Source organism: uncultured Senegalimassilia sp., assembly GCF_902464545.1.
Lineage (GTDB): Bacteria > Actinomycetota > Coriobacteriia > Coriobacteriales > Eggerthellaceae > Senegalimassilia.
This window is the reverse complement of the sequence record NZ_CABQJR010000004.1, coordinates 1-17,457: the sequence shown is the minus strand read 5'-3', so window position 1 is coordinate 17,457 and position 17,457 is coordinate 1. Positions and strand designations below refer to the sequence as shown.

Here is a 17,457-nt window from a genome sequence, read left to right as displayed (position 1 = left end):
TTTCAGGTTTCGCCGCGGTCGGCCCCAAGCTGCTAAACTACATGTCACGAGATTCGTTTAAAGCAACGCCCGCCTTCTGCGCGGGCGTTTTCGCGAAGGCCTCCGGCAAACGTCGGGGCCGGCTTGAGAAAAGGAGAAGTCCCATGGCTTTGTACACTCCCGCGTATCAGCCCACCGGCGATGAGATCGCCGTCATCAAAACCTCCAAGGGCGACATCCGCGTGCAGCTGGCGGGCAAGGACGCCCCCATCCACGTCGGCAACTTCGTCGAGCTTGCCACCAAGGGCTTCTACGACAACCTGAAGTTCCACCGCTACGTGCCGGGCTTCGTCATCCAGGGCGGCTGCCCCAACACGCGCGACCTTGATACCGATCAGGTCATCGCCGCCGCCGGCAACCCCTTCGCCGGCCTCGGCACCGGCGGCCCGGGCTACTGCATCAAGGAGGAGTACTCCACCAACCCCAACAACCACCACGCCGACGGCGCGCTGGCCATGGCCCGCAGCCAGAACCCCGATTCCGCGGGTTCGCAGTTCTACCTGTGCTTGGGCGCCCAGCCCATGCTGGACAGCGGCTACACCGTGTTCGGCCAGACCATCGAGGGCATGGACGTCATCGCCCAGCTTCGCGTCGGCGATGTGATCGAGGGCATCGAGATCGAGAACGCCGCCGAATAACCTGCTAGACGCAGCATTTCGAAGCGTACAAGATAGCGAAGGATCCAGATGAACAACCAGTTATTCCAGCAAGCCCGCGCAGCGTATGCGCAGAAGGACTTCCAAGGCGCCTTGGAGACCTACCAGCAGTGCTTGCAGGACGAGGCCAACCCCCTTGCCCCCGGCGAGATGGGTCAGCTGTACCACCAGATGGGCAACTGCCTGGTGAAGCTCAAGCAGCCCAACGAGGCCATCCAGGCATACGGTCAGGCCGTGGCCGACGAGGCCTACGACGCCCGAGGCGGCGTGCATTACAACCTGGGCATGGCCTACGCCGCCCTGCACGACTACGAGGACGCCGTGGCCAACTTCGAGGCGGCAGCTTCCAATGCGAAGTACGATTCCGCCTACAAGGCCTACACGGGCATGGGCAACGCGCTTCTGAAGATGGGCAAGACCGCCGAGGCCGGCGTGGCATTCCGCAACGCCGCCCTTGACGAGGCCAACCCCGACCCCACCAAGGCCCTGCTGAACCTGGGCGTGTGCTTCATGGCACTCAATCGTGCCGCCGATGCGGTGTCGTCCTATGAAAGTGCCCTGCAGTTCGACATGCAGCCCGAGATGCGCAACCGCCTGTACGCCAACCTCGGCCAGGCCTACGTCGCAACCGGCCAGATGCAGAAGGCCGTCAACGCCTTCGAGGAGTCCATCGCCGACAAGACGTATTTCCTGTCCGACTCCGCAAGCGTCGATTACCAGCGCGCGGTGGCGGCCGTCGCCCAGGGCACGTCCGAGATCACCCAGGTCATGGCCCCGGTTTTGGTTCCCGGCGGCGCAGCGCCCTCCGATTCGGCGGACCTTTCCGGCATCGATGTGGCAGCCGACGGCTCCGCCATGTACGCCGAACAGGACCCCTACGCGGCCCAGCAGGCCGATCCGTACTATTACGGCGACCCCTACGCCGCCGATGCCGGCCAGTACGGCGCGGCAGCGGGCGACGATCGCTTCTTCAGCGCCTCCGACGAGGAGTTGGAGCAGTGGTCCAAGGGCGTTGCCAAGCGCGATCGCAAGCGCCGCAACGTGGGCCTGAAGATCTTCGTGGTCATCATCCTGCTCGTGGTGGCGGCCTTCGGCGGCGCGCTGTTCATGTACACGCAGGGTTGGGGCTACCCCAGCCAGGACAGCGTGGCAACGCAGCTGTTCGCCAACCCGGATAACGCCTCTGCGCTGTATTCCGCCGAGGTAAGCGAAACGTCCGCCGCTTCCATGACCAACTCGCTGGTGAAGGATTCCGCACCCACCATCAACGCCGTGGAGAAGTCCATGACCGATTCCACCGTGTACGTGTCCGCCGAGACCGAACAAGGCGGGCAGATGCAGTACAAGCTGTCCATGGTGCGCGACCTCATCGGTTGGAAGGTCAGCAACGTGGAGCTGTATTTCCCCAGCCAGAACTAACGGCTCGACGAGCTGCGGGCTTCGCGTCCGGGCATGTCTCAAACGGCTCAATGCGCAGTCAAGCTTCGAAGCCGCAACCAAGGTAACCTGCGCCCGTGGAAACGGGCGCTTGGGATAAGAGATAAGAAGAAAGGTACCAATCATGGCTATCCAGAAGACCTACAGCATGATCAAGCCCGACGGTGTGCGCAACGGCCACATCGGCGAGATCGTCAACCGCTTCGAGCGCGCCGGCCTGACCGTCGAGCGCATGGAGCTGGGCATGGTGACGCTTGACCAGGCCAAGGCCAACTACGCCGAGCACGAGGGCAAGCCGTTCTACGACGGCCTCATCTCCTACATCACCTCCGGCCCGGTCGTGAAGATGGTCATCTCCGGCGAGGGCGCCGTCGCCAAGGTGCGCACCCTCATGGGCGCCACTAATCCGGCTGAAGCTGCCCCCGGCACGATTCGCGGCGATTTCGGTCTGATTATGGACGAGAATGTTATTCACGGCTCCGACTCCCCGGAGTCCGCTGAGCGCGAGATCGGCATCTTCTTCGCATAAGCCGAACGGCATCCTGCAACTTTGGAAGCCCTTTGCCCGCTCAAGCGGGCAAAGGGCTTTTTGATTAGGCGGGATGCTGGAATACTGTTCACGCGTGTTGCCATCGGTGCGCTGCCTTAAGGGGGTGGCCGTGCCGCTTGCAAGCACCATGCGGGTGCTTGCGTCATCGGAGCCCGCAATGCCGTAAGACGAGAAACGGATGAAACATGCTCTATCGAGTTTTCGACGCCGCGGAGCTACCCGCATTGGTGTCGGCATTCATGGACGGCTACGAGGTCGTGGCCCCCGTGAAGCGCGGTGCGCACTTTTCGTTCGAGGCCATCAGCTCGCCTGACGAGATGGACCTGGCCTACGACACCACGCTCGCATCGCCGAAGCGCTACTTCCTTCCTCCCACCGAAACGCTTATGCGTTACAACGCCGCCACCAACGAGGTGGCCGATTTTCAGGAGGAAGTGGTCCCGCGCGTGATCTTCGGCGCCCATGCGTGCGACATCAACGCCATCAACCGTCTGGACCTGGTGTTCCGCGACGGGCGTTATCCCGATCCGTACTACAAGGCCCGCCGCGCCGCCACGTTGATCGTGGGCGTGTCGTGCAGCCCCGACTCCGATTGCTTCTGCAACCTGTGGGATGCCGACGAGGCGCGTTTCGGCTATGATCTGTTCCTTCATCGCCTGGGCGATAAGTTCTTGGTCAGCATCTCCAGCGTCGAGGCCGCCAACATCCTCGAGTCCGCGGTCGACCTGCGCGATGCCACCAACGAGGACCGTATCGAGTTCCGCCACGCCACGCGTGCGCGTCAGGCTGCATTCAATCCCGAGATCCCCGAGATTCAGGACGTGGCCATGCTCATGGACGCGTTTCACTCCGATCCGTTTTGGGAGGAGCTGGGCAGCAAGTGCCTGGCCTGCAACGCCTGTGCCGCCGTGTGCCCGACGTGCTTCTGCTTCGACATCCAGGACGTGCTCGACCCCGACGGCCAAACCGGCGAGCGTCAGCGTATCTGGGATGCGTGCACTTCGCCGCAGTTCGCCGTGGTGGCCGGCGGCCACAACTTCCGCCCCACGGGTCGCGAGCGCGTGCGTCATCGCATGTATCACAAGCTCAATGGCTTTTTGGCAACCTACGACCGCATGTTGTGCGTGGGCTGCGGACGCTGCGTGAAGGCGTGCAAGGCCGACATCAACCCCATTCGCGTGCTGGAGTTCTTCGAGAAGAAGGGGGCCGAAGGTGCCTGCTAACACCGATTTCAACCCCGTGGTCGTATCGCCGTACCACGATGAGCCGGCTGCCATGACGGGGCAGGAGCTCATGGCCGCTAACCCGTATCGCCCGTGGCCGGCGCGCATCACATCCATCACCGAGTTAACGGCAACCGAGAAGCTGTTCGAGTTCCGCCTGATCGACGAGCGCATCCGCGAGGCGTTCCGCCATGAGCCGGGCCAGTTCGTCGAGCTGACCATCTTCGGCGTGGGCGAGGCTCCCATCTCCATCTCGTCAAGCCCCTCCAAGCGCGGCTTCATCGAGCTGTGCGTGCGTCGCGCCGGTCGTTTCACCGAGGCGCTGCACAAGATGCAGTGCGGCGACATCGTGGGCATCCGCGGGCCCTTCGGCCGCGGCTTCCCGTTCGAGGAGATGAAGGGCCACGACATCCTGCTGGTGGCAGGCGGCCTGGGCATCGCGCCGCTTCGCAGCCTTATCAACAACATCCACGACGAGCGCAGCGACTTCGGCAAGGTCACCATCATCTACGGTTCGAAGAACCCCTCTGAGGTCATGTTTCGCAACCAGTTCGAGATGTGGCGTCATCGCAAGGACTTCGACCTGTACCTGACCGTCGACAACCCCGACGACACGTGGGATGGCGAAGTGGGCCTGGTCACCAAGCCCTTCGAGCATCTTGAGATCAGCCCGGCGAACACCTTCGGCGCGGTGTGCGGCCCGCCGGTGATGTACCGCTTCGTGGTCGCCGAGATGCGCAAGAAGGGCATCAGCTACGACCATATCTACATGAGCTTCGAGCGCCACATGAAGTGCGGCATGGGCAAGTGCGGCCACTGCCAGATCGGGCACCAGTACTGCTGCATCGACGGGCCCGTGTTCAACTATTGGGAAGCGAAGAACATCCAGGGGTCGATGTAGATGGGAGGCACGAACATGGGATGCGCAAACGACGAGCGCCAGGCGCGCGACCTTCCGCGCGTTGTGGTGGTCGGGCTTGCCAGCTGCTTCGGCTGCCAGCTCCAGATCACCAACGTCGAGGAGCACCTGACCGATGTGCTCGGCCAGATCGACCTGCGTTACTGGCAGCTGGCTTCGAGCGAGCCCATGCCGGAGGAGTTCGACGTGGCCGTCATCGAGGGCGCCGTGACCACCGAGGAAGCCGAGGCCACGGTGCGCAAGCTGCGCGAGCGCGCCAAGTGCATCATCGCCTTGGGCTCTTGCGCCGCCACTGCCGGCATCCCCGGCATCGCGGCGCGCAACTTCTTCAAGCGTCCGAGCCAGGTGTACCAGGACGTGCCGGCGGCATGCGGCTCCATGGTGGTGCCGCGCCCGGTCGGCGCGGTCATCGACGTCGACCACACGGTGCGCTGCTGCCCGATCGACACCATGGACTTCATCGACGTGTTGCAGCGCGCGCTGTACGGCTCGAACAAGTTCGACCGCACGGGCACCATGTGCGGGCAGTGCAAGCGCAACGGCACCGACTGCTTCTTCGACCAAGGCCAGCTGTGCCTGGGCTTGGTGACGGTTGCCGGCTGCGGCGCGAAGTGCGTGAACCTTGGGCGGGCGTGCAACGGCTGCCGCGGGCTTTCCCCCGACGCCAACCTTGACGCCGCGCGCGCCGCGTGCGAACGCGCGGGCGTGGACCCGGACGATTTCGACGAGGCGCTGGCGCTGTTCAACCAGGTTGAACGCGGGCAGTCGGCGCGCGAATAGGAGACGAATCGATATGACGAGGACCGCCATTTCGGTAGACCATATCGCCCGCGTTGAGGGCCATGGCAACGTGCATCTGTCCATCAAGGACGGTGCGGTGGAAACGTGCGAGATGAACGTGGTGGAGCCGGCACGCCTGTTCGAGTCCATGGTGGTGGGCCGCAAGTTCGCCGACGTGCCGTATATCGCCAGCCGCGTGTGCGGCATCTGCTCGGCAAGCCACGTGATCACCGACATCCTGGCCATCGAGCGCATCGTCGGCGTGGAGGTCACCGACCGCACGCGCGCCCTGCGCGAGCTTCTGGTGTACGGCAGCTACCTGCAAAACCATGCGTCGCACCTATTCGTGTTCGCCGCGCCCGACTTTTTGGACATGGCAAGCGTGTTCCCGCTGGCCAAGGCCAACCCCGAGCTGTTCGACCAGGCGCTGGGCCTGAAGTCGTTGGGCAACCAGCTGTGCAACCTGGTGGGCGGGCGCTCCATCCACCCGATCACCGCGGTGGTGGGCGGCTTCACCCACGAGCCGTCGCGCGACGAGTACCTGGCTATGGCCGACAAGCTGGAAGCCGAGCGCGAGTTCGCCCGTGCGGTGGTCGACCTGTTCAACGGCTTCGCCGTTCCCGATATCGCCACCCAGGGCGACATGATGGCCATGGTGGCCGAGGGCCGCTACCCGGTGGCCGACAGCCGTTGGGCGCGCTTCTTGGACGCAGGCGTCACGTTCGACGCCGATAGGGCCTGCGAGCAGGTCGAGGAGTACGAGGTGTCGCATTCCGCGGCGCTGTTCGCCCGCTGCAGGCAGACCGGGAAGACCTACTTCACGGGCGCGCTGGCGCGCATCAACGCATCGTGGGGCGCGCTTTCGCAGGAGGCGAAGGTGGCGGCGGCAAAGGCAGGCCTGCGTCCGCCCGAGCGCAATCCGTTCCTGAACAACGTCGCCCAAGCAGTGGAGGTGCTCGACGCGCTGGGACGCTGCGCCGACCTGTGCCGCAAGCTTGCCGAGCCCGACGGTCCGTTCGAGGGCGGCAGCGCCCCGGTGCCGTTCGACGTGCGCGCAGGCGTGGGCACGGGCTTCACCGAGGCGCCGCGAGGCACGGTGTTCCATCAGCTCGAACTGGACGATGCCGGCCGCGTGGTGCACGCCACCATCATGACCCCCACGGCGCAGAACTGCGCGAACCTGGAGGCCGATATGCGCGTGCTGGCCGAGAAGCTCATCGCCGACGGCGCGGAGGCGCCGGAGGTGCGCGCCGAGGTCGAGAAGCTCGTGCGAGCCTACGACCCCTGCTTCAGCTGCAGCGTGCACTAGAGAACCGAATAATGCGAACGAAGGCGGCCCGCGGAATGCGGGCCGCTTCTTGATGGGGCTGGTCGGGTGCGCTCTGTTGGCGCAATGGTGAAGCGGCTTGCGATGCGCTGTGTACGGTTTGCTCGGTGCTTGTCGGCTTGGCCTTGATGCTCGACGTAAAGCAGGGGCTCCCTTCGTCATCCCTAATGCGTACCCCTGATGGATTTCCATGCGCTGGGAAACCGGGTAAAATTGCCTGTGATAGAATCTGGTTTCACTAGAAACGTAGCACAAGGGGTTTGCCTACATGTCATTCTTGGATTTCTTCTCGGGTCTTACTGGCCAGATGTCGTGCGACATGGCCATCGACCTCGGCACCGCGAATACCCTGGTCGCCATTCCCGGCGAAGGCATCGTCGTCAACGAGCCTTCCGTCGTCGCAATCGAGAAAAGCACCCATCGCGTCTTGGCCGTCGGCCACGAGGCGAAGAACATGATCAACCATACGCCCGATGCGTTCTCGGCCGAGCACCCGCTGCATGACGGCGTGGTGGCCGATTACGACGTCACCGAGGCTATGATCAGCGCGTTCATCAACAAGGCTGCGCCGCGCAAGTATCCGTGGCAGGCCAAGCCCCGCATCGTCATCTGCATCCCTTGCGGCGCCACCTCCGTTGAGAAGCGCGCCGTGTTCGAGGCTGCCGTGCAGGCGGGTGCCCGCCAGGCGTACCTGATCGAGGAGCCTATGGCCGCTGCCATGGGCGCCGACCTGCCCGTCACCGAGCCTACCGGCTCCATGGTCGTCGACATCGGCGGTGGCACCACCGAGGTGGCCGTCATCTCCCTGGGCGGCATCGTCACGTCCTCCAGCCTGCGCTTGGCCGGCAACCGTATGGACGAGGCCATCGCCATGCACCTGCGCGACCTTCTGGGCATCAAGATCGGCGAGCGCACCGCCGAGATCATCAAGATCAAGATCGGCTCCATCCTGCCGTTTGAAGACGGCCGCGAGCGCGACATGATCATCTCCGGCCAGGACGTCATCACCGAGCAGCCCAAGGAAGTCACCATCCAGTCCGAGGATGTGCGCCAGGCGCTCATCGCCCCGTGCGAGGAGATGGTGGTGCACATCAAGGAGACGTTCAAGAAGACCAACCCCGACCTGGCATCGGACATCATCCAGAACGGCATCCTGCTCACCGGCGGCGGCGGCCTGCTTTCCGGCTTGGACCGCTACCTTACCGATAAGCTGGAGATTCCCGTGTGGGTGAGCGAGACGGCTTTGACGAACGTGGTCATGGGCTGCCTGAAGGTTCTCGAAACCCCGCAGGCGCTCAAGCAGACGCTCATGCGATCGAAATAGGACAGCCTCAACGTTATGGCTCTTAATTTTCAACAACAAAGCTCGGCGCTTATGCGCCGAGCGCTGCTTATAGGCTTGATTGCGGCCAGCATCATCATGGTCACGGCTTACGGTCGCGAAGGTTCGGCCGGCCCGCTGCACACGCTGCAGTCGGCGGTGTCGGGCGCCGTCAGCCCGCTGCGCATCGTGGGCGGCTCGGTGGAGGCCGCAACCTCCACGGTGGGCGACACCATGGAGAACATCACGGCCGACCAGAACACCTTGACGGGCTTGCGCGAGTACAACAGCCAGCTTGAGCAGCAATATGCCCAGATGGAAGAATATAAGCAGGAAGCGCAGCGCTTGCAGAAGCTGCTCGATTTGAAGGATAACTACCAGATCGAGGGCACGGGTGCGCGCGTCATCGGCCGAAGCTCCGAGGCATGGAGTCAGACGGTCATCATCAACAAGGGCGCCAACGAGGGCATTTCGACCGGTCAAACGGTTATCGGGACCTCCGGCGTGGTGGGCCAGGTGGTATCGGCCAGCGGAAGCACCGCGACGGTGCGCTTGCTCACCGACCCGCAATCCGGCGCCGCGGCCATGGTTCAGTCCAGCCGCGCCGAGGGCATCCTGCGTGGCAGCCTGATCGGCCTTCTGTATCTTGAGGACCTGGATGCCGATGCCGAGGTCAACGTCGGCGACGTCATCGTCACCTCGGGTCTGGGCGGTAGCTACGCGCGCGGCCTCATCATCGGCACGGTGGTGAAGGTGGACGCCCAGCAGGGCGATACCAGCCGACGCATCGTGGTCTCCCCGAACGATTCCATCGACACGCTCGAGGACGTGCTGGTGGTTTCCAGCGTGGGCGCATCCGATGACGACGATTCGGATTCCACAGCCTCCAGCAGCTCGACTTCCACAAGCGGCCCCAATAGCTCCAGCGGATCCAATACGGGAAGTTCGAGCAGCTCCTCGTCGAGCTCGAGCGGTTCCAGTAACTCCGGCAACGGCAATTCATCCAACGAAGGGGGGCGCTAGCCATGGGCGAGAAGAACAACCTGGTGCTGGTGGTGGGCGCTATCGTGGCGTTCGTGCTGCAGATCGCGCTGGCTCCGGCCGTGGCGCTGTTCTCGGCGCAGCCGAACTTCCTGCTGGCCTATGCGCTGGTCGTGGCCATCGTCATCCCCACGGAGGCGGGCCCGGTGCTGCCGTTTGCCATGGGCCTTCTGTACGACCTTACGGGCACGGGCCCGGTGGGCGGCATGGCGCTTCTGCTGGTCATCGCGTGCTTCTTGGCTTCCCGCGTGTTCTCGCTGGTGGATAACGACACGCTGTTCATGCCGCTGGCCATCTTCACGGCCTGCGCGCTTTTGGCCGAGCTTTGCTACGGCATGCTGCTCATGGCATGCGGGCTTGCCGCCAACCCTCTGGAGGCGCTGTTCACCCGCGCCCTTCCGTGCGCGCTGTACGACTGCGCCGTGGGCCTGGTGGTCTACTTCGTCATGGCGCGGCTGCTTGCCGGCGGCGCCCAGGACCGCGGTCTGCGCACGCCGAAACTGCGATAGGGGGCGCGCATGTTCGCAGCTATCGTAGCCGGCTTCGTGGCCCTTTTGGTGGTCGCCGCTATCTTGGTGGCGGTCTATGCGGTGCTTCGCAGCCGGAAAACCGAGAACGTCAGCGTCAAGCGCGACGTTCGCTCCATCCAATCGGTGGGCGTGAGCAGCTCGCTTCCCGATTCGCATCGTGTGCCGGCAGGCGGCGTCGCCCGCGGAGGAACGCCTGCGCAGCCGGTGGCAAACCCCGGCGATAACCTGAAAAGCCGCTTCACCGCCATGGGCGTTGTGGCCGGCCTGATCTTCGGCACGCTCGCCACGAAGCTGTGGAGCATGCAGGTGCTTTCCGGAGCCTCCTTCAAAAAGGAGTCCGAGGACAACCAGTACACCACGGTGTACACTCCCGCGCCGCGCGGCTACATCCTGGATGCCGACGGCAACGTCATCGTGAAGAACCGCACGTCGCTGACGGTGCTTGCCGAGCCCGACGTCGCAAACGATCACGATGTCGTCGCCCGTCTGTCCACGGTGCTGGGCGTACCGAGCGGCATCGTGCGCAAGCGCATCGCCGATGCGACGAGCGGCGCGCAAAGCCAGCGCGTGGTGGCAAGCGATGCCAGCATGCGAAACGTCGCCTTCATCGCCGAGCACGCCGATGCGTTTCCGGGCATCACCGTGCAAACACGCACGGTGCGCGATTACCCCCATGGCGCCCTTGCGGCGCATGCGGTGGGCTATACCGGCAGCGTGACCAGCGACGACATCGCAAGCGTGGCCGAGGGCCGCGACCTTGAGCTGGGAGACTCGGTGGGTCGCAGCGGCATCGAGCAGATGTATGACAATCTGCTTGCCGGCGATCATGGCGAGCGCAAGGTCATGGCGGACGCGCAGGGCAACGTGGTGGAAGTGGTTAGCGAAACGCAGCCCGTCAAAGGCTCTGATGTGCACACCACCCTGAAATCGCACGTGCAGTATGTGGCCGACAAGGCGCTTGCCGATATGATCTGCCCCGATGGCGGCGCTATCGGCTCGGGCAAGGGCACGGGCGGCGCGGTGGTGGTCATGGATGTCACCGATGGAAGCATTGTGGCGCTTTCCAGCTATCCCACGTTCACGCCCACCACGTTCGTGGGCGGCATCACGCAAGACGAGCTGGACCTGCTGCAATCCTCGGCCGCGTTCAGCCCGCTGCTCAACCGCGCCATCCAGGGCACCTATCCGGCAGCATCCACGTACAAGACGTTCACCGGCTTGGCGGCGCTTGAAAACGGCATGGCCACGGCAACCGAGACCTGGGACTGCACCGGCAGCTGGGACGGTTTCGGCTCGGGCGATGTTCAGAAGTGCTGGAAGAAGCAGGGCCATGGCACGCTCGATTTCCGCGGCGGCATCGTGAACTCGTGCGATACCGTGTATTACGACATCGGCTACAAGTTCTGGGACGCTGCTGCGAACAAGGGCAAGTCGGCAACGTTGCTGCAGGATTTCCTGAAACGCTACCGCTTGGATCAAACCACCGGCATCGACCTTAACGGCGAAACCTCGGGTCGCATTCCCACGCCCGAATGGAAGCAGGAGTATTTCCGCGACACTCCCGAGGATGCCCAGTGGAAGGGCGGCGACTATACGAACATGTGCATCGGCCAGGGCTACGTGCTGGTCACGCCCATGGAGATCGCGGTAGCCTACGGCGCCATCGCGTCTGGCAACATCGTCAAGCCGCATCTGCTCAAAGAGGTGCGCAACGCCGGCGGCGATGTGGCGCTTACGTATCAGCCGCAGGTTCTGGACACGCCTGACGTCTCCATGGCCGACCTTGCCGTGGTGCGCAATGCGCTTCGCGGCGTGACCACCGACAACGAGGAGATCGCCAAGCTGTTCAACGATCAAGGTATCGACCCGGATACGGTTGCGTGTAAAACCGGTACGGCCGAATACACTGATATGGAGGACACGGCTTGGTTCGCCTGCTATGCCCCCTATGACGACCCGAAGTACGTGCTCGCCTGCGTCGTCGAGCACGGCGGCGGCGGTTCATCGGTAGCGGCGCCGATCGGCGCGCAGGTCATGGCCGCGGCGCTTTCGTCGACCAACGCCTCGGATGGGGAGGTCGGCGATATCGCGGGCTCCTCGGGCAAGTCGGAAGCCGGCGCCGGTAAGGGCACGTCGAGCGGACGTTCGGACTAACGGGAAGGAGGCGCTATGGCGCAGTTACCGCAAATCGATTCGCTTCGCCGCCCCAACGCGGCGGCATCAGCTGCATCCAAGCCGCGCCGTTTCCCGTGGCTGCACCTGCCGCTTGCCATCGTGATCACGTTGCTGGTGGGATACGGCTTGATCATCGTGTATTCCGCCGTCCGCGCTGACGGCGATTACCAGTACAGCCGCCAGCTTGGCGGCGTTGCCGTGGGCCTTGTGTTCATGATCTTGGTGTGGCGGTTCGATTACCGGCGCTTGTCGGATTACACCACGCTGTTCCTTATCATCAACGTGGTGCTCATCATGTCGCCGCACATACCGGGGCTCGGCACCGATGCCGGCATGGGCGCGAAAAGTTGGATCAAGCTGGGCATGCAGATCCAGCCCGGCGAGTTCGCCAAGATCACCGTCATCCTCATGGATGCCGCGGTCATGGCGCGCTACGGCGGCAACTTGGACGATCCGCGCGAGTATGTGAAGGCTTTGGGCATCATGATGGTGCCGTTTGCGTGCATCATGACGCAGCCCGACCTGGGCACCGGCCTGGTGTATCTGTGCATTGCGGCGTTCGCCCTGGTCATGGGCGGCGCTAACTCGAAATGCCTGCTGATAACGCTTGGATTGTTCGTGGCCGCTGTCGTGGCGGTGTTCGCCATAGACGAGGTCATCAAATCCTCCACGGGCGAGTACAAGCTGCTCAAACAGTACCAGCGCAACCGCTTGTTGGTATTCATGGACCAGTCCGGCACGGCAACTACCGATGAAGGCTACAACCTGCAGCAGGCGAAGGTCGCCATCGGCTCGGGCGGCCTGTTCGGCAAGGGCCTGTTCCAGGGCACGCAACATTCGCTAGGCCTTCTTCCCGAGGCGCCCACCGACTTCATCTTCTGCGTGCTTGCCGAGGAGCTGGGATTTTTGGGCGCGCTCGTGCTGCTCGGTTTGTACGCCGCGCTGGTTTTGATAAGCTTCCGCATAGCCCGCAGCTCCGGCGACCTGTTCGGCATGGTCATCGTGATGTGCGTCGTGGGTATGTGGTTGTTCCAGATCTTGGAGAACATCGGCATGGACTGCGGCCTGATGCCCATCACGGGCATCCCGTTGCCGTTCATGAGCTACGGATCGTCGTTTATGGTGGTGAACTTCTTCATGCTGGGCATGATCGGCTCGGTTTGGTCCCACAACGCGACGCTCAAGCAGCATTAAGCGAAAGGATGCCCTATGCAGCTTCCTGTTGATATCGGCGCGCTGTTGGAAGAGGCCGTCAACGTCGAGGCCGCCCGCGCCACGCCGCTTTCGGTAAGCGTCTATGTGGACGAAACGGCGCCGGGCGATGTTGCCGCGCATGTGCGCCAGGCGTTCGCCAGCGCTTCCGACACGGCGCGCGTTTCGCTCATCTACCTGGACGGACGCGAGTTCGCGCCCAGCTCCGAAGACGACATGGCCTGCATCGTGGCGGGTCTTAACGAGAACGTGGGCACCTATGCCCGCGCTTGCCGCAAGGCCGGGGTGCCCGCCATGGTGGTCACTACGCTCCCGCAGCTGGTGGGGGCTATCGCCAAGGCGGCTGGTTGCGCCATTCCCGAGGCGGACATCGTGGCGCCCAAGCTCACGGCGAAGGTGTACGAGCACGTGTCCACGGCAGCGGGTCAGGGGCCGGCTATCACGGCCTCGTGGGGCGCGCCCAAGCCGCCGGAAAACGGCGATGTGGGCATCTACGAGCCCATCGAGCTCATTGACGACGCGCGGGCCACGCTCGATGCGCGCATGGGCCAATGGGTGTGCGCGGCGTGCCGTGCCAAGCGCCTGGCGTTCGCGCAGGCCTTCCCGTTCGTTCGTCGTCCGCTGGCCTTGGAAACGGTCAACGCCACGTCCGTGCAGAACGCCGGCGTGGGGCTGCTGTTCCTCATTCCGGGCGCCGACCTTCCCGTGATGACGCTCAACCAGGCCAAGATGCTGCTTCAAATCGCCGCGGCCTATGGGCAGTCCATCGACGCCGGGCGCGTGCGCGAGCTTGCCGCCCTGGTGGGCGGCGCGTTCGCATGCCGCGCGGTCGCGCGCCAGCTTGCCGCTGCCGTGCCGGTGCTCGGATGGGCCGTGAAGGCTGCGGTTGGCTATTCGGGCACGCTTGCCATGGGCCGTGCCGCCGTGGAGTTCTACGAAGGCGGGCCGACGGTGGCGAAGTTCGCCGAGTACGTTTCGGCCGCGCGCGATAAGGTGATCGCCGCTGCCGCGAAGCAGGCTGCAGGCGCTGCCGCCGACAACGGCGCGGCTGCCGTGGAAGCCGTTCGCCAAAAGGCAACCGATGCCGCTGCGAGTCTGCGCGCCCGCATTTCCCGACGCTAATCTTGTTTCCGAGGGGGTAACAGTGACAGATCTGTGGCCGCGGCTCGAGCCGCTGCTTGCGAGCGCCGAAAGACCGGCGCGCTACCTGAACCATGAGTTCGGCTGCGTGTACAAACCCGAGGCGGACTTCCGCTTCTGCATGATGTATCCGGATACCTACGAGCTTGGGCAGGCCAATCAGGCCCTGCGCATCCTGGTGAACGTGGTGAACGCCGTGGACGGCATGGTGGCCGAGCGCGCCTTCCTGCCGGCGGCGGAGTTCTGCGACACCATGCGAGCCGAGGGCTTGCCGCTGTTCTCCATCGAAAGCTGCGCGCCTGTGGCCGAGTTCGATGCGCTCGGCGTCACGCTGTCCCATGAGTTGGTGGCTACGAACGTGCTCGAGGCGCTTGACCTGGCGGGCATCCCGCTGCACGCGCAGGACCGCGGCGAGGACGACCTGTTCGTCATCGGCGGCGGCCCGTGCTCGTTCAACCCCGAGCCCTATGCGCCGTTCTTCGACATCTTCAGCATCGGCGAGGGCGAGGAGGCGCTGCCCGAGTGCCTGCAGGCTATCCGCCGCCTGCGCGCAGAAGGGGCGTGCCGTGCCGACATCCTGCGCGCCATCGCGCGCATGGACGGCTTCTACGTGCCCAGCCTGTATCGCTGGCGCGAGGAGGAGCAGGCGCAGCAGGCCGGCAGCTGGATCGAGCCGGTCGAGGAGGGCCTTCCCACGCACATCCGGAAGCGCGTGTTCGAGGGGTTCGCGGAAAGCCCGGGCTGGGAGCCGTGCATCGTGCCGTTCACCGAGGTGGTGCAGGATCGTTTGAACGTGGAGGTGCTGCGCGGGTGCGCCCGCGGCTGCCGGTTCTGCCAGGCGGGCATGATGTACCGCCCGGTGCGTGAGCGCTCTGCCGACAACATCGTGAACTCGGTGGTGTGCGGCCTGGCGCAAACCGGCTATGACGAGGTCAGCCTGACCTCGCTGTCCTCCACCGACCACTCGCAGATCGCCGATGTCCTCACGCGCCTGAACAAGCAGTTCCAGGGCAAGGGCGTGCGCATCTCCGTGCCTTCCCAGCGCCTTGACAGCTTCGGCGTGGATATGGCGGGCTTGGTGGCCGGCCAGAAGAAGGGCGGCCTGACGTTCGCCCCCGAGGCGGGTACGCAGCGTTTGCGCGACGTCATCAACAAGCAGGTGACCGAAGACGACCTGTTCGGCGCTGTGGACGCGGCTTTCGGCGCCGGTTGGCGCCGCTGCAAGCTGTACTTCATGATCGGCCTGCCCACCGAGACCGATGACGACATCAAGGGCATCGCCAGCCTGGTGCAGCGCGCCTACGATAGGGCGAAGAAGGCCGTGCCGGTCGAGCAGCGCGGCAACATCCGCATGTCGGTGTCGTGCGCGCTGTTCGTGCCGAAGGCTCAGACGCCGTTCCAGTGGGACGGCCAGATCGCCCCGGAAGAGGCCCTGCGCCGCGTGTCCCTCCTTCGCCGCAGCGTGAAGTACCGCGCCATCGACGTGCACTGGCATGACCCGTCCACCAGCTTCGTCGAAGCCGTCATGAGCCGCGGCGGGCGCGCTGCCGCCGCCTGGGTGGAATCCGCGTGGCGTCACGGCGCGCGCTTCGACGCATGGACCGAGCACTTCAGCGAGCAGGCGTGGCGCGATGCCGCCGTCGAGGTGGGTCTTGACCCTGCCGCTGTCGCGCAGACGTCCTACGACACCAGCTACGTCATGCCTTGGGAGCATATCTCCACGGGCGTGTCCACGCGCTTTTTGGCGCATGAGCGCAAGAAGGCCGCTGCGGAGAAGACCACGCCGGACTGCACCTTCGAGCGCTGCGCCGCATGCGGCGCATGCCCGGGCCTGGGCATCGACAACCAGCTGGCGCAGCCGCGCATCGCCGGCGGGTCGAACGCTCGCCCGCAGCAGGCTGGCGAAGAGGGTGCGGCTGCGGCCGTAGCCGCCGAGCAGGCCGCAAGCGGACAGCCCGCCGCCGGTCCGCAAACCGCCGAGGAAGGGGAGTAGCATGGCCGAGCAGCAGACGTTCCGCATGCGCATCACGTTCGCCAAGCAGGGTCGCCTGGCTTTGCTGTCGCACCTTGAGGTGGCGCGCGCCATCGAGCGCGCCGTACGTCGCGCCCAGCTTCCGTTCGCCGTGTCGCAGGGCTTCAGCCCGCATATGAAGATCGCGTTCGGCGCCGCGCTGCCCGTGGGCGTGGGCGGCACGCACGAGATGGTCGATCTGCAGCTCCTGCGCTATGTTCGTCCCGAGGAGGCGCTGCTCGCCCTGCAGAAGGAGAGCGTTCCCGACCTTATGGTGAAGGAATGCGTCTACATCGAGCCGAAGGCGCCTGCGGCTTCGGCGGCGTTCCCGCTGAGCACGTATCGTGCGCTGCTGTCGGCCGCGCCGGCGCAGCTGCCGGTGCCCGCGCAGGTGCACATCATCCGCAAGAAGAAGGAGAAGGTGCTCGACGTGGCCGACTTCCTGGTGGGGGAGATGCTCCTCGAGGGGGCGTCGCTGACGTTCACCTTGGAGCAGAAGCCTACGGGCAGCCTTCGTCCCGACAAGCTGCTGGCCGCATGCCTTGATCAGGCTAACGCGCCCGATGGCCAGGAGCAGGAGGTTCCGCTGGCGTTTCTGGTGGACAACGCTTGGACGCAGTCCATCGAGCCGCCTGCCGATGGACAGCCGCTACGCGTGCTGTCCATGACGCGCATCGATCAGCGGGCGAAATAGGCTGAATAAACGACGAACGCCCTTGAGTCGCCTCCCATTTCTTGTGCATTGCGGGATGGGAGGCGCTCTTGCGCGTATTGCCATGATTGGGGTCGGGCACGGCGTCGATGCTAGGGCGGTCGATGCTAGGGCAGTCGCTGGGAGGTTGATCGATGGCGCTAGGATAGCTGCTGATAGGGCGGTCGCCGGGAGGCTGTTCGATTTTCTGCCTAAGTTCGGTTTCTCTACGCGGGCACGAATCCGTCATGACGTGTCGTTCCGGGTTGAAAACCGCCGGACTGCCAATTTTTTGAAAATAGTACTTGCATCGAATCGCTAACTGCTGTATTGTACTTTCTCGCAGCTGAACGGGGTGTTAGCTCAGTTGGTTAGAGCGCCGGCCTGTCACGTCGGAGGTCGCGA

At 64.4% G+C, this 17,457-nt stretch carries 15 protein-coding genes; all 15 read left to right on the top strand.

Annotated features, from left to right (window positions below):
• Positions 1–143: 143 nt before the first annotated feature.
• The 15 genes from RDW26_RS01785 (at position 144) to RDW26_RS01715 (ending at position 17,055) form a co-directional block, all read left to right on the top strand.
• Complete coding sequence (locus RDW26_RS01785; protein WP_042434623.1) at positions 144–677, top strand: peptidylprolyl isomerase; 534 nt, start codon at positions 144–146, stop codon at positions 675–677.
• Positions 678–725: 48 nt separating this feature from the next.
• A complete protein-coding gene (locus tag RDW26_RS01780; RefSeq protein WP_307982268.1) occupies positions 726–2,114 on the top strand; it encodes a tetratricopeptide repeat protein in 1,389 nt (462 codons plus the stop codon).
• Positions 2,115–2,256: 142 nt separating this feature from the next.
• Positions 2,257–2,661, top strand: coding sequence for a nucleoside-diphosphate kinase (gene ndk / locus RDW26_RS01775; protein WP_042434618.1), 405 nt, complete (start codon positions 2,257–2,259; stop codon positions 2,659–2,661).
• Positions 2,662–2,867: 206 nt separating this feature from the next.
• Positions 2,868–3,905: a 4Fe-4S dicluster domain-containing protein gene (locus tag RDW26_RS01770; RefSeq protein ID WP_307982267.1), complete on the top strand. Its 1,038-nt coding sequence runs from the start codon at positions 2,868–2,870 to the stop codon at positions 3,903–3,905.
• On the top strand, positions 3,895–4,806 hold the full coding sequence (locus RDW26_RS01765; protein ID WP_042434614.1) for an FAD/NAD(P)-binding protein: 912 nt from the start codon (positions 3,895–3,897) through the stop codon (positions 4,804–4,806). Before RDW26_RS01770 ends, RDW26_RS01765 begins: the two co-directional genes overlap by 11 nt.
• 15 nt (positions 4,807–4,821) lie before the next feature.
• Complete coding sequence (locus tag RDW26_RS01760; protein ID WP_307982266.1) at positions 4,822–5,604, top strand: NADH:ubiquinone oxidoreductase; 783 nt, start codon at positions 4,822–4,824, stop codon at positions 5,602–5,604.
• A gap of 13 nt (positions 5,605–5,617) precedes the next feature.
• Positions 5,618–6,913 (top strand): Ni/Fe hydrogenase subunit alpha, encoded by a 1,296-nt coding sequence (locus RDW26_RS01755; protein WP_307982265.1) that lies wholly within the window; start codon positions 5,618–5,620, stop codon positions 6,911–6,913.
• Between the two features lie 295 nt (positions 6,914–7,208).
• Complete coding sequence (locus RDW26_RS01750; RefSeq protein ID WP_374047757.1) at positions 7,209–8,255, top strand: rod shape-determining protein; 1,047 nt, start codon at positions 7,209–7,211, stop codon at positions 8,253–8,255.
• Between the two features lie 15 nt (positions 8,256–8,270).
• Entirely contained in the window at positions 8,271–9,275 is a 1,005-nt protein-coding gene (gene mreC / locus RDW26_RS01745) for a rod shape-determining protein MreC (RefSeq protein ID WP_307982264.1), read from the top strand.
• A gap of 2 nt (positions 9,276–9,277) precedes the next feature.
• Positions 9,278–9,802 (top strand): rod shape-determining protein MreD, encoded by a 525-nt coding sequence (mreD, locus tag RDW26_RS01740; protein ID WP_118350207.1) that lies wholly within the window; start codon positions 9,278–9,280, stop codon positions 9,800–9,802.
• Positions 9,803–9,811: 9 nt separating this feature from the next.
• Complete coding sequence (gene mrdA, locus RDW26_RS01735; RefSeq protein ID WP_294166598.1) at positions 9,812–11,977, top strand: penicillin-binding protein 2; 2,166 nt, start codon at positions 9,812–9,814, stop codon at positions 11,975–11,977.
• Positions 11,978–11,992: 15 nt separating this feature from the next.
• Positions 11,993–13,192, top strand: coding sequence for an FtsW/RodA/SpoVE family cell cycle protein (locus tag RDW26_RS01730; RefSeq protein ID WP_307982263.1), 1,200 nt, complete (start codon positions 11,993–11,995; stop codon positions 13,190–13,192).
• A gap of 15 nt (positions 13,193–13,207) precedes the next feature.
• Positions 13,208–14,332 (top strand): hypothetical protein, encoded by a 1,125-nt coding sequence (locus RDW26_RS01725; protein WP_307982262.1) that lies wholly within the window; start codon positions 13,208–13,210, stop codon positions 14,330–14,332.
• Positions 14,333–14,354: 22 nt separating this feature from the next.
• Complete coding sequence (locus RDW26_RS01720; protein WP_307982261.1) at positions 14,355–16,343, top strand: TIGR03960 family B12-binding radical SAM protein; 1,989 nt, start codon at positions 14,355–14,357, stop codon at positions 16,341–16,343.
• Position 16,344: 1 nt separating this feature from the next.
• Positions 16,345–17,055 carry a TIGR03936 family radical SAM-associated protein gene (locus RDW26_RS01715; protein WP_294398588.1) on the top strand — a complete coding sequence of 237 codons (711 nt, stop codon included), beginning with the start codon at positions 16,345–16,347 and terminating at the stop codon, positions 17,053–17,055.
• Positions 17,056–17,457: the final 402 nt, after the last annotated feature.

Coding starts and splice junctions, on each gene's coding strand:
- RDW26_RS01780 (WP_307982268.1), top strand. CDS start 726: ATGAACAACCAGTTATTCCAGCAAGCCCGCGCAGCGTATGCGCAGAAG.
- mrdA (WP_294166598.1), top strand. CDS start 9,812: ATGTTCGCAGCTATCGTAGCCGGCTTCGTGGCCCTTTTGGTGGTCGCC.
- mreC (WP_307982264.1), top strand. CDS start 8,271: ATGGCTCTTAATTTTCAACAACAAAGCTCGGCGCTTATGCGCCGAGCG.
- RDW26_RS01725 (WP_307982262.1), top strand. CDS start 13,208: ATGCAGCTTCCTGTTGATATCGGCGCGCTGTTGGAAGAGGCCGTCAAC.
- RDW26_RS01760 (WP_307982266.1), top strand. CDS start 4,822: ATGGGATGCGCAAACGACGAGCGCCAGGCGCGCGACCTTCCGCGCGTT.
- ndk (WP_042434618.1), top strand. CDS start 2,257: ATGGCTATCCAGAAGACCTACAGCATGATCAAGCCCGACGGTGTGCGC.
- RDW26_RS01770 (WP_307982267.1), top strand. CDS start 2,868: ATGCTCTATCGAGTTTTCGACGCCGCGGAGCTACCCGCATTGGTGTCG.
- RDW26_RS01755 (WP_307982265.1), top strand. CDS start 5,618: ATGACGAGGACCGCCATTTCGGTAGACCATATCGCCCGCGTTGAGGGC.
- mreD (WP_118350207.1), top strand. CDS start 9,278: ATGGGCGAGAAGAACAACCTGGTGCTGGTGGTGGGCGCTATCGTGGCG.
- RDW26_RS01715 (WP_294398588.1), top strand. CDS start 16,345: ATGGCCGAGCAGCAGACGTTCCGCATGCGCATCACGTTCGCCAAGCAG.
- RDW26_RS01785 (WP_042434623.1), top strand. CDS start 144: ATGGCTTTGTACACTCCCGCGTATCAGCCCACCGGCGATGAGATCGCC.
- RDW26_RS01730 (WP_307982263.1), top strand. CDS start 11,993: ATGGCGCAGTTACCGCAAATCGATTCGCTTCGCCGCCCCAACGCGGCG.